Raw genomic sequence first — 11668 nt, 5'->3', positions numbered from 1 at the left:
CCCCTCCCGCCGGCCCGTGGGGGTGGCCGGGGGGTGTTGTCCCCCCACCCCCCCCCCCCCCCCGGGGGGGGGGGGGGGGGGGGGGGGGGTTGGGGGGGGCCCCCCCCCCCCGCGCCCCCCCCCCCGCTCCCACAACGGGCGGGCGAGGCCCCATCGTGCAGCGATCCCGCTATAATCCGTCGTTTACGAATACCCCGACGGCTCTCGCCATGTTTGAATCGCTCAGCCAACGCCTCTCCGATACCGTCAACCGCCTGCGTGGTCGCGGCCGGCTGACCGAGGAAAACATCCGCGAAACCCTGCGCGAGGTCCGCATCGCCCTGCTCGAGGCCGACGTGGCCCTGCCGGTGGTGAAGGCGCTGGTCGAGCGCGTGAAGGTCCGCGCCATCGGCCAGGATGTGATGAAGAGCCTGTCGCCCGGCCAGGCGCTGGTGAAGGTCGTCAGCGACGAGCTCACCGCCGTGATGGGCGTCGCCAACAGCGAACTGAACCTCGCCGCCCAGCCGCCCGCCGTCGTCCTCATGGCTGGCCTGCAGGGCGCGGGCAAGACCACCACGGTCGGCAAGCTCGCGCGCTTCCTCAAGGAGCGCAAGAAGAAGCGCGTCATGGTGGTCAGCTGCGACGTGTACCGTCCGGCCGCCATCGAGCAGCTGCGCACCCTCGCCACCCAGGTCGATGTCGCGTTCTTCCCGTCGGAAGCCGGGCAGAACCCGGTCGATATCGCGAAGGCGGCCGTGGCTGCCGCGCGCCGCGAAGTCATCGACGTGCTGCTGGTGGATACCGCCGGCCGCTTGCATGTCGACGAAGCGATGATGGAGGAGATCAAGGCCCTCCACGGCGCCATCAATCCGATTGAAACCCTGTTCGTCGTCGATTCGATGACGGGCCAGGACGCGGCCAACGTCGCGAAGGCGTTCTCCGACGCGCTGCCGCTCACCGGCGTGGTCCTCACCAAGACCGACGGTGACGCCCGTGGCGGTGCGGCCCTGTCGGTGCGCTATGTCACCGGCCGCCCCATCAAGTTCCTGGGTGCGGGTGAAAAGACCGACGCGCTTGAGCCGTTCCATCCGGATCGTGTCGCCCAGCGCATCCTCGGCATGGGCGACGTGCTGTCGCTGGTCGAGGAAGTCGAGCGCAAGGTCGACCATGAGAAAGCCCAGAAGCTGGCCGAGAAGGTCATGAAGGGCAAGCGCTTCGATCTCAACGACATGCGCGACCAGCTCGAGCAGATGAACAACATGGGCGGCCTGGCCGGTCTCATGGACAAGTTGCCCGGCGTCTCCAGCCTGCCTGAGAACGTCAAATCGAAGGTCAACGACGGCGAACTGAAGAAAATGGTCGCCATCATCGGCTCGATGACCAAGAAGGAGCGCCGCCACCCGGATCTCCTGAACGGCTCGCGCAAGGCCCGTGTCGCCCGTGGTTCGGGCACCCAGCCGGCCGATGTGAACCGCCTGCTGAAGCAGTTCATGCAGATGGAAAAGATGATGTCCAAGCTGTCCAAGGGCGGCAGCAAGGGCCTCATGCGCCAGATGCGTGGCGCGATGAAGGGCATGGGCGGCATGGGCGGGATGATGCCGCCGCGCTAAAACGGCCGTGAGGTCACGGAAGTGCCCGCAGGTACTTCCATTTCTGAAAACTTTAGCTAAAATGTCCGGCTTTACCGCGCCCGCTTCTCGCGCGCGCCTTGCCGGCATCCGGCACTCTGGAGCACGTAACTTATGGTCAAGATTCGTCTTTCGCGCGGTGGCGCCAAGGGCCGTCCGTTTTATCACATCGTTGTGACCGACCAGCGCAGCCCGCGCGACGGCCGTAACATCGAGCGTGTTGGCTACTACAACCCGGTCGCTTCGGGCGCTGACAAGCGTCTCGAGCTCGACGTCGCAAAGGTCAACGCCTGGGTGGCCAAGGGCGCTCAGCTGACCGATAAGGTCCGCGCGCTCGTCAAGGAAGCCGGCAAGCTGGCTGCCTGATGTCGAGTGAGCCTGGCAGGCGCGTCCGCGTAGGGCGCATCGTTGGGCTCCATGGTGTGCAGGGCCAGGTCAAGCTCGAAAGCTGGACCGAGCCCCGCCTCCAGATCTTCCGGTACCAGCCATGGCTGCTGACCGCGCCGGGCGTGGAACGGGAGATGAGCGGGATCCGAGGTAACGCGCAGGGCAAGGGCATCGTCGCCTCCCTGCCAGGTATCGAGGATCGTGACCAGGCGGCAACGCTGGTCGGCTGCGAGATCACGGTCTCGCGTGACGCACTGCCGCCTCCCGCACCGGGCGAGTTCTACTGGTTCGATCTCGAAAACCTCGAGGTCGTCACCACGGAAAATGTCTCGCTCGGCCGGGTAAGCCATCTGTTCTCCACCGGCGCCAACGACGTCATGGTGGTCAAGGATGGTGAGAAAGAGCGTCTGGTCCCGTTCGTCCAGGGCCCCTACGTGCAGTCCGTCGATTTCGACGCTGGCCGCATCGTGGTGGACTGGGACCCCGAGTTCTGAGCAGCGGTACCTGAAGTCATGCGCATCGACGTGGTAACGCTGTTTCCCGATTTCGTCCGCCAGTCGGCCGGTATCGGGGTGGTGGGAAGGGCGCAGCAGCGCGAGCTGCTCCAGGTCGAGGCCTGGAACCCGCGCGACTTCGCCACCGACAATTATCGCACCGTGGATGGCCGCCCCTTCGGCGGTGGACCAGGCATGGTGATGCTGATCGAGCCCCTGCGAGCGACGCTGGCGGCGGTTCGGGAAGCGGCACCGGAACCGGTGCACGTGATCTACCTCAGCCCGCAAGGCGCGCGGCTGACGCAGAAACGGGTGGAAGCGCTGGCAAACATGCCGCGAATCGCCCTGATCTGTGGACGTTATGAAGGTGTGGACGAACGCTTTGTCCAGCACGAGGTCGACGAAGAGCTCTCAATCGGCGATTATGTGCTGTCTGGCGGGGAGCTCGGCGCAGCGGTGGTTATCGATGCGGTGGGTCGTCTGCAGGAAGGCGCATTGAACGATGCGCAGTCCCACCAGCAGGATTCGTTCTCGGACGGCTTGCTGGATTGCCCGCACTACACCCGTCCCGTGCAGCACGACGCATGGGGTGGCGTGCCGGAGGTGCTGCTTTCCGGCGACCACGCGGCTATTGCCCGGTGGCGTCGCAAGCAGTCGCTAGGTCGAACCTGGCTGCGCCGGCCGGATCTGCTAACGCAGCTGGTCCTGGATGATGAGTCCCGGGCTTTGCTGGATGAATTCCGCCGTGAATATGCACGGCCAAACGGTGCGGCCGGCGACGACCGCCGTAACAAATATTGACAGGTGTGTGCCATGAACAAACTTCTCCAACAGTTCGAAGCCGAGCAGATCACCCGCCAGCTGCCGGATTTCGGCCCTGGCGACACCGTGGTCGTTAACGTCAAGGTCAAGGAAGGCAACCGCGAGCGCGTCCAGGCGTTCGAAGGTATCTGCATCGCCAAGCGTAGCCGTGGCCTGCACTCCGCCTTCACCGTGCGCAAGATCTCGCACGGCACCGGCGTCGAGCGCGTGTTCCAGTCGCACAGCCAGGCCATCGACTCGGTCGAAGTGAAGCGCAAGGGCAAGGTCCGCGGCGCCAAGCTGTACTTCCTGCGTGGCCTCGAAGGCAAGGCTGCCCGCATCAAGGAAGACGTGGCCGCCGCCGCTGCCGCCAAGGCCGCGAAGAAGGCTGCCGCCGCCGCCGAGTAATCGGTTGCTGCAAGGCATACGAAAAAGCCCGCGAGCGATCGCGGGCTTTTTTGTTGTGCGTGGCGTCCGAGCGCTTGTGGGAGTGAGCTTGCGAGCGATGGGTGCTTGCGGCCAGAACCATCGCGCGCAAGCGCGCTCCCACAGTGTCAGACCGGCAAGTATTCCTCGGCCAGCACCTTCGCCGGCTCCTGCAGGAAGTTGCCCTGCACGAAATCGACGCCGCAAGCGAACAGCAGCGAGGTGCTCACGGCATCCTCGACCCATTCGGCCACGGTCTGCTTGCCGGTCGCATGGCCTTCCTTGCAGATCTCCGAAATGCGCTTCTGGTTTTCCGGGTGCTGCGGCAGGTCGGTCATGTAGCTGCGGTCGATCTTCAGGAAGTCGGCCTCGACGTGGTTGAGCATCTGGAACGAGTTCAGGCCGGAACCGAACTGCTCGACCGCGAATTTGCCGCCCGACTGGCGCCAGCCCACCGAGAATTCCTGGGCCTTGCGCAACATCGTCAACACCTTCGATTCCGGCATGGCGATGACCAGCTGGCTGCGACGCAGCTTGGCGGTCTCCAGGCGGCGCTTCAGCCACGGCAGCAGGTCCGGATCTTCCAGCGACTGCGCGGTGATCTTCACGAAGTAGGTAGTCGTCAGGCCATCGTTCTCGCGGTGCACGAGGGCGTCGATGGCGTGGCCCAGCACCCAGCGATCGATCGCCGGCAGGAGGCCGTTACGCTCGGCGACGGGGAAGAAGTACGAAGGCAGCACGTCACCCTTGGGCCCGCGCATGCGGACCAGGATGTCGTAGTACTCGCCCGCCGCATCCTGCAGGCTGATGATCTGCTGGTGGTACAGGCGCAGGCCGTCCTGGGCGAGCGCCTCGCGAACGAGATCCAGCCAGTACTGCTCGCGCTCGGCGTCCGCCTTTTCACGAGCGGCAGGGTCGTGCAGCTCGACGCGGTTGCCACCCTGGTTCTGCGCGTTGCGCAGTGCGGCGCTAGCCTGGTCGAGGACGGTTTCCGCGTTGGCGTTCTTTTCCGCCAGCAGCGTGCCGCCGACGGTGACCGTGACGCTGAGCGAGCGGGTGCCAGCATCGACGATCGCGTCGGCGATGCTGGCGCGCAGGCGTTCGGTGAGGGCCGCGTGCTCCAGGTCCCCGCGCGGGGCGAGCACGATGCCGAAGGTGTGGTCGCCGAGCACGCCGGGGATGTCCTCTTCGTCCAGCGCGTCCTTGATCCGCGTGGCCAGGCTGGCGAGCACCTGGTCCGCATTGGCGATGCCCGCGCTGGCGACCAGCTCCTTCCAGTTGTCAGGCTCGATCAGCAGGACAGCCTGGCCAGCGCGACCCGCCGCGGCGGCTGCGACGGCTTCGTCGATGTGCTCGAGCGTGCGGGCGCGGTTGAACAGGCCGGTGACCGGATCCTGGTACAGCTGCGCCACGAGGGCGGGGTCCACGGTCTGCTGGCGGAACACGATCTGCAGGCAGGCTTCGCCCTCGAATGTCGCCTGGGCGAACTCGACCACGGCCTTGAAGGTGCTGCTGTCATCGCGACGCGCCAGCAGCTCCATCGGGGGCGGGGTCTTCTCACCCTTGGATACGCCACGCAGGGCGTTCTTGAAATCGTCGGCGTGGGTCCCGGAAATCAGGTCCAGGATCGGCAGGCCGATGATGTCGTCGTATTCGGCGAAGCCAAAGGCCTCGAGGTAGGCCTGGTTCACGCGCACATGCATGCCTTCATGGACGTAGGCGATGGCGTCGCGCGACGAATCGAGCAGGGAATCGCAGCGGCGTTCCGTTTCACGAAGTGCCGTTTCCAGGCGGCGCACCTGGCGGCGCATGGACAGCGACTGGAACTCGCGATGCACCGTGGCCAGGATCTGGTCGTTGCGCTTGCGCAGGGCGACGCCGCGGACGCCGCCGGAGAGCAGGTCGGAGACCTCGTCGTCGTCGAGGTGCTCGAGCACGGCGATGACCGCGAGGTCGCGGCCGCTGGCGTCGAGCTGGCGCAGCACGTGGGCAGGCTCGATCCCCGGGACCGTCGGATTCATCAGGACCAGGTCGGGCACCTGCTCGGCCAGGCACGCCTGGATCTCATCCGGGTTGGTGGCCCGGGATGCCCGCACGGCGATACCGCCGTTGCGCAGGACATTGATCAGGAGTTCCGCCTCTTCCACCGACGATTCGATGAAGAGGACGCGAATGACGTTGTCGTGTTTCATGCTTTTATTGGCTACCGCAGTTCCACCCCGGCACACCGGACTCCAGTGTGCGCCCCCTGTCGCGCGGTCCCGCCGGGTTTACCGGCAGGATGGCCCATACTAACGCGCGAAATCGGCAATGGGACGCTTTGAAGGGTCGCCGGGCAATTCTCTGACCAGTTTTGGGACAAGGTAGCCAGGCAGGCGTGCCCGCAGCGTGTCGACCAGGGCAAGGGCTGCCTCGTCAGCGACCTCGAAATGCGCGGCGCCGCTGACCTTGTCGAGCTGGTGCAGGTAGTAGGGCAGTACCCCTGCGGCGAACGAGCGCTCGCAGAGATCCGCCAGCGCACCGGCGTCGTCGTTGACCCCGCGCAGGAGCACCGACTGGTTGAGCAGGGTGGCGCCCGCGGCGCGCAGGCGGGCGCAGGCGGCGTCCACCGAGGCGTCGAACTCATTCGCATGGTTGGCGTGCAACACCACCACCTTCTGCAGGGGCAGGCCTGCGAGCCACGTGGTGAATGCCTCGTCCACGCGCTCCGGCAGGACCACGGGCAGGCGGGTATGGATGCGCAGCCGGATCACGTGCGGCATGTCGGCGAGGCCGCGGGTCAGCTCCTCGAGCTTGTGCGTGGCCAGGGCGAGCGGATCACCGCCGGAGAGGATGATTTCCCGGATCGAGGTGTCGGCCGCGACATGGGCCAGGGCCTCGCGCCATTGCGCCGCCGCGGCGATTTCCTCGCCATAGGGGAAGTGCCGGCGAAAGCAGTAGCGGCAGTTCACGGCGCAGGAGCCGCTCGCGATCAGCAGCGCCCGGCCATCATATTTGTGAAGAAGGCCATGGCCGGCCTTCGCCGCCATGTCGCCCACGGCGTCCACGCTGTAACCGGCCGCTTCCGCATGCTCGGCCCGCTGCGGCAGCACCTGCAGGAGCAGCGGGTCGGTGGGGTCGCCCTGGCGCATGCGGGCCACGAAGCCGCGGGGGACCCGCAGCGGGAACCCGGCGTCATCGGGCGGAAGCAGGTCGGTGCGGTGGCCAAGGCCGGCGGCGTGGAGCAGCTCCACGGGGTCGGTAATGGCGTCCCGCCAGGCTTCGCGCCAACCCAGGGTGGTGGTCGGTAGGCGGGGAGTGGGGCTTGCGGTTATCATGGTGGGCCTTGGGGCGGGCCCTGCGGCCCGTAACAGACCCCTATTTTAGCCGCCCGGCGGGCGGATTCACCTCTGGAGCATGCAACACATGGCGAGCCTTGGCCTCAATGACGTCAAAACGGGCAAGAAGATCCTCCACAACGGCGATCCCTGGGTGATCACCGAGGCGGACTTCATCAAGCCGGGCAAGGGCCAGGCGTTCACCCGCATCCGCGTGCGCAACCTCAAGGACGGCCGCACCACCGAGCTGACCCTGAAGTCGAGCGACTCGTACGAAGAGGCGAATGCCACCGATACGGACGCCAGCTTCTCGTACATCGAAGGCACCGGCGACGACCGCGAGTGGATCTTCATGCACTCGGAGACCTTCGAGCAGTACCGCGCCAACCTGGCCGCCATGGGCGATGCCTGGAAGTGGCTGAAGGGCGACGAGCAGTGCGTCATCACCATCTTCAACGAAACCCAGATCATCGCCGTCCAGGCGCCGAAGTTCGTTGAGCTGAAGATCGTCGAAACCGATCCGGGCGTCCGTGGCGACACCTCGGGCGGCGGCGGCAAGCCGGCCACGCTCGAAACCGGCGCCGTGGTCCGCGTGCCGCTGTTCGTCAACCAGGATGAAGTGATCAAGGTCGATACCCGCACGGGCGAGTACGACAGCCGCGTCAAGTAAGACGCACGATCGACGTACACGACGGCACGGCCGCCCCCTGGGCGCCGTGCCGTTCGCTTATCAGGCGCAAGGAAAAGGTCTCCATGAGCTCCAACGACACCCGAGAAATCGATCTCCTCATCGAAGCCCGCTGGGTCGTCCCGGTGGAACCGCATGGCGTGGTGCTGGATGACCACGCGGTGGCGATCGACAAGGGCGAGATCCTCGCGATCCTGCCAGCCGATGAAGCACGCCAGCACTACACCCCGCGCGAGCGCGTCTCGCTGGGCGAACACGCGCTGATCCCGGGCCTGGTGAACTCGCATACGCACAACCCGATGACCCTGCTGCGTGGCCTGGCCGACGACCTGCCGCTCATGGTCTGGCTGCAGGAACACATCTGGCCAGCCGAAGGCCGCGTCATGGGTCCGGATTTCATCCGCGATGGCGTGGAACTCGCCGTGGCCGAGATGATCCGTGGCGGCACCACCTGCGCCAACGAAAACTATTTCTTTCCGGATGTCATCGCCGCGACCTACCGGCAGATGGGCTTCCGCGCGGTGATCGGCCTGCCGGTCATCGACTTCCCGACGCCCTGGGCGAAGACCTCCGATGAGTACTTCCAGCGCGCCGAGGAAGTGCACGACAGCCTGCGCGGCGAACCGCTGCTCACCACCGCGTTCGCACCGCACGCGCCGTACACCGTCTCGGACGAGAACTTCGAGCGCATCCGCGTGCTCTCCGAGCAGCTCGACATCCCGGTGCACCTGCACACGCACGAGACCGCGCAGGAAGTGGAAGAGGGCAAGGCGCGCGATGGCGTGCGTCCGTTCCAGCGCCTGCAGAAGCTCGGCCTGGTGAACGAGCGCCTCATCGCCGTGCACATGACCCAGCTGACCGACGGCGAGATCGCCGCGTGCGCCGCCGCGGGCGTATCGGTCGTGCATTGCCCGGAATCGAACCTCAAGCTCGCTTCCGGCTTCTGCCCGGCGGAAAAACTGCGCACCGCTGGCGTGAACGTGTGCATCGGCACCGATGGCTGCGCCTCGAACAACGATCTCGACATGTTCGGCGAGATGCGCACGGCCGCGATGCTGGCGAAGGCCGTGGCGGGCGATGCGGCGGCCTTCGATGCGGCCAGCGCATTGCGCGCCGCGACGCTTAATGGCGCGAAAGCGATCGGCCTGGGCGAGAAGATCGGTTCGATCGAGCCGGGCAAGCGCGCCGACCTGGCCGCCGTGCGCCTCGACGACCTGGAGACCCAGCCGCTGTACCACGTGGCTTCGCAGCTGGTGTACGCCACCGGCCGCCACCAGGTCAGCGATGTCTGGATCGATGGCAAGCGCAAGCTGGCCGACAAGACCCTTGTCGGTATCGATGTCGACGCGATCCGCGACAAGGCGCGCGGCTGGCGCGAACAGATCGCGGCGGGAGATGCGCCGTGAACGACACCATCCATCTTTACCTGGTGATGGCCATGCGCAACCCCGGTTTCCAGGCGTCGGCGGCGCAGGAACACATGGTGTTCCTCGACAGCCTGATCGAGCGCGGCCTGCTGGAGATGACCGGCCCGTTCACGGATGGCAACGGCGGCGCCTACCTCCTGCGCGCTGCCGACCTGGAGACCGCGACGCAGATCGTCCATGGCGACCCGCTGCATACCAGCGGCTCGTCCACCCTTACCGTCCACGAGTGGCGCGTGCGCCGTTTTCCCTGAGGCAACCACGATGCAAACCAACGCCAACGCCAACGTCAGCGCGGAAGAAATCGCGCGCTTTGAAAAGCTCGCCGCTCGGTGGTGGGATCCCGATGGCGAATCCCGCCCGCTGCATGACCTGAACCCGGTGCGCTCGGCGTACGTCGCCGGCCGCGCCAACCTGCGCGGTGCGAAGGTGGTGGACGTCGGCTGCGGCGGTGGCCTGCTCAGCGAGGCCCTGGCCCGCGCGGGTGCCAACGTCACCGCCATCGATCTCGGCGCCAAGCTGATCGAGATCGCGAAACTGCACCTGTTCGAGTCGAACCTGCAGGTGGATTACCGCGTGCAGTCGTCCGAGGAACTCGCGGCCGCCGAGCCGGCGTCCTTCGATGTGGTCTGCTGCATGGAGATGATCGAGCACGTGCCCGATCCCCTTGTGCTGATCCGCGACCTGGCCGCCATGCTGAAGCCGGGCGGCCAGCTGTTCCTGTCGACGCTCAACCGCACGCCGGCCGCGTTCGGCGCGGCGATCGTCGGCGCGGAATACCTGATGCGCCTGCTGCCACGCGGCACGCACCACTACGCGCAGTTCCTCAAGCCGTCGGAAGTGGCGGGCATGCTCCGTCATTTTGAGCTGGAACTCGAGGATATCTCGGGCCTGGCCTACAACCCGCTCACCCGCAATGCCAGCCTCACCCGCAACACCGCGGTGAACTACGTGCTGGCGGCAAGGAAGCCGGCGTGAGCAAGCTGCCTTTCAAGCCCGAAGGGGTCTTCTTCGACCTCGACGGGACGCTGCTCGACAGCGGCCTGGACCTCGACCACGCGCTGCGACTGCTGTGCGCAGAGCAGGGCGTCGAACCGCCGCCCTACGAGGCCGTGCGGCCGGTCGTTTCGCGCGGCTCGCGCGCCATCATCAGCGTGGGTTTCCCCCAGATGGATGAAGCCGGCGTGCTGGCGCTGGTGCCGCGTTACCTCGCCCTGTACGAGGCGAACATGGCGGCGCACACGGTGCCGTTTGCCGGTGTCGAGCCGATGCTTGCGGGGCTGGTCTCCGCGGGCATCCGGTGGGGCATCGTCACGAACAAGCCCGGCTTCCTCACCGACGCCTTGCTTCCGCAGGCCGTGCCGCACTGGCAGCCGGCCGCCGTGGTGTCCGGTGATACGTTGCCGGTGAAGAAGCCCGATCCCGCGCCGGTGCTGCTGGCGTGCGAGACCGCGGCCTGCGCGCCTACGCGTTCGGTGTTCGTCGGAGATGACCGCCGCGACATCGTCGCGGGGCATGCCGCCGGCCTGTTCACCGTGGCCGTGCGCTGGGGTTACCTCGACGGTGGCGACCCTGATACGTGGGGTGCCGATGCCGTGGTCGATCATCCCGACGACCTGGCGGCACTGCTCGGCGTGGGCGAGGTGCCGGCATGACCGATGGCGCCATCCAGAGTTACGTCGACAAGTGGCTGGCGATCCAGCCACAGCAGCGCATCGCGCTCGGCTTCGTCCATCCGGACGTGCGCGACGAGCGCGTGGCGCTGGCCGCCCTCGAGCAGGAACTGATTTCATCGGCTTATGGCATCCGCGAACCGCAGGTCGCCGCCGCCAAGTTGCAGTGGTGGGCCGAGGAACTCTCCGGTGCGGCGGCCAGTGGCGGGCGCCACCCGTTGACGAAGCGGCTGTTTGCGAGCGAGCGGGCGAAGGCGATCCCGCCGGCCATGTGGCTGGCGCCGGTACTTGCCGCCATGGCCCAGCTGGAGCAGGGCACCTCGTCGGATTTCGCCGCGCAGGTCGCGGCCGCGCGCAACATGCACGGCGCGCTCGCGGCCCTGGAGACCGCGTGGTGGTTCGGCCCGAAAGCCCCGAGCGAGGCCGCGGCCGAGGTTGCGACGTTGTCGCACCTGGTCTTCGCGCTCTCGCGCCTGGAGTTCGATGCGGACCGGGAGCGCCTCCCGCTGCCCATGTCGCGGCTGGCCCGGCACGGCCTGAGCCGCGGGCAGTTGAAGGAAGATTCCCCCGCCCGCCGCGAGGCCCTCAAGGCGCAGCTCGGCGAGCTGGCGGCCGGCCTGGGCGCCGCGCTGGGCCGGGGGCAGCCCCTGTCCACCTTCCGTGGCCTGGAGGGCCGTACGGCGCTTGCCACGGCGCGTGGCGCCGCACGAGCCGCCGAACCCTTCGCTGAATTGCACAAGCGCCAGTCCCGCACGGGCCCGGCCACCGCCCTGCGTGCCTGGCGCGCGGCGCGGCAGGCCGGCCGGTTGGGCTGAACGCAGCGTTTCCGGGCACACACCATTGAGCCGTTG

13 protein-coding genes are annotated in these 11668 nt (G+C 67.1%); 11 read left to right on the top strand and 2 right to left on the bottom strand.

What is annotated here, in order from left to right; all coding sequences use genetic code 11:
* Positions 1-209 precede the first annotated feature (209 nt).
* From ffh to rplS, 5 genes are all read left to right on the top strand, one after another.
* Complete coding sequence (gene ffh, locus ACZ6YI_RS21200) at positions 210-1589, top strand: signal recognition particle protein (protein ID WP_465780348.1); 1380 nt, start codon at positions 210-212, stop codon at positions 1587-1589.
* Between the two features lie 132 nt (positions 1590-1721).
* On the top strand, positions 1722-1973 hold the full coding sequence (rpsP, locus tag ACZ6YI_RS21195) for a 30S ribosomal protein S16 (protein WP_139983897.1): 252 nt from the start codon (positions 1722-1724) through the stop codon (positions 1971-1973).
* On the top strand, positions 1973-2488 hold the full coding sequence (gene rimM, locus ACZ6YI_RS21190) for a ribosome maturation factor RimM (protein WP_440329208.1): 516 nt from the start codon (positions 1973-1975) through the stop codon (positions 2486-2488). The genes rpsP and rimM overlap by 1 nt, the downstream gene beginning before the upstream one ends.
* Positions 2489-2506: 18 nt before the next feature.
* A complete protein-coding gene (gene trmD, locus ACZ6YI_RS21185; RefSeq protein ID WP_440329210.1) occupies positions 2507-3289 on the top strand; it encodes a tRNA (guanosine(37)-N1)-methyltransferase TrmD in 783 nt (260 codons plus the stop codon).
* 12 nt (positions 3290-3301) lie between these two features.
* The gene (rplS, locus tag ACZ6YI_RS21180) at positions 3302-3697 is read left to right on the top strand and encodes a 50S ribosomal protein L19 (RefSeq protein ID WP_465780347.1); all 396 of its coding nucleotides are present in this window, start codon (positions 3302-3304) and stop codon (positions 3695-3697) included.
* Between the two features lie 146 nt (positions 3698-3843).
* On the opposite strand, the gene ACZ6YI_RS21175 is transcribed toward rplS, so the two are convergent.
* Positions 3844-5907: an EAL domain-containing protein gene (locus ACZ6YI_RS21175; RefSeq protein ID WP_440329214.1), complete on the bottom strand. Its 2064-nt coding sequence runs from the start codon at positions 5905-5907 to the stop codon at positions 3844-3846.
* Positions 5908-6006: 99 nt separating this feature from the next.
* Complete coding sequence (gene epmB, locus ACZ6YI_RS21170; protein ID WP_440329216.1) at positions 6007-7032, bottom strand: EF-P beta-lysylation protein EpmB; 1026 nt, start codon at positions 7030-7032, stop codon at positions 6007-6009.
* A gap of 88 nt (positions 7033-7120) precedes the next feature.
* Here epmB and efp point away from each other — a divergent pair, with 88 nt between their 5' ends.
* The 6 genes from efp to ACZ6YI_RS21140 all read left to right on the top strand — a co-directional run bounded on the left by efp (position 7121) and on the right by ACZ6YI_RS21140 (position 11632).
* Positions 7121-7702 (top strand): elongation factor P, encoded by a 582-nt coding sequence (efp, locus tag ACZ6YI_RS21165; protein ID WP_247428306.1) that lies wholly within the window; start codon positions 7121-7123, stop codon positions 7700-7702.
* Positions 7703-7785: 83 nt separating this feature from the next.
* Positions 7786-9126 carry a TRZ/ATZ family hydrolase gene (locus ACZ6YI_RS21160; protein ID WP_440329218.1) on the top strand — a complete coding sequence of 447 codons (1341 nt, stop codon included), beginning with the start codon at positions 7786-7788 and terminating at the stop codon, positions 9124-9126.
* Positions 9123-9398 carry a YciI family protein gene (locus ACZ6YI_RS21155; RefSeq protein ID WP_465780346.1) on the top strand — a complete coding sequence of 92 codons (276 nt, stop codon included), beginning with the start codon at positions 9123-9125 and terminating at the stop codon, positions 9396-9398. Before ACZ6YI_RS21160 ends, ACZ6YI_RS21155 begins: the two co-directional genes overlap by 4 nt.
* A gap of 10 nt (positions 9399-9408) precedes the next feature.
* Positions 9409-10122: a bifunctional 2-polyprenyl-6-hydroxyphenol methylase/3-demethylubiquinol 3-O-methyltransferase UbiG gene (ubiG, locus tag ACZ6YI_RS21150; protein ID WP_465780345.1), complete on the top strand. Its 714-nt coding sequence runs from the start codon at positions 9409-9411 to the stop codon at positions 10120-10122.
* The gene (locus ACZ6YI_RS21145; RefSeq protein ID WP_465780344.1) at positions 10119-10799 is read left to right on the top strand and encodes an HAD family hydrolase; all 681 of its coding nucleotides are present in this window, start codon (positions 10119-10121) and stop codon (positions 10797-10799) included. The genes ubiG and ACZ6YI_RS21145 overlap by 4 nt, the downstream gene beginning before the upstream one ends.
* The gene (locus ACZ6YI_RS21140) at positions 10796-11632 is read left to right on the top strand and encodes a squalene/phytoene synthase family protein (protein WP_465780343.1); all 837 of its coding nucleotides are present in this window, start codon (positions 10796-10798) and stop codon (positions 11630-11632) included. The genes ACZ6YI_RS21145 and ACZ6YI_RS21140 overlap by 4 nt, the downstream gene beginning before the upstream one ends.
* Positions 11633-11668: the final 36 nt, after the last annotated feature.

Source organism: Luteibacter sp. NPDC104163 (assembly GCF_055584245.1).
The sequence above is the reverse complement of the archived record's forward strand: the minus strand, read 5'-3'. Positions and strand labels throughout refer to the sequence as shown.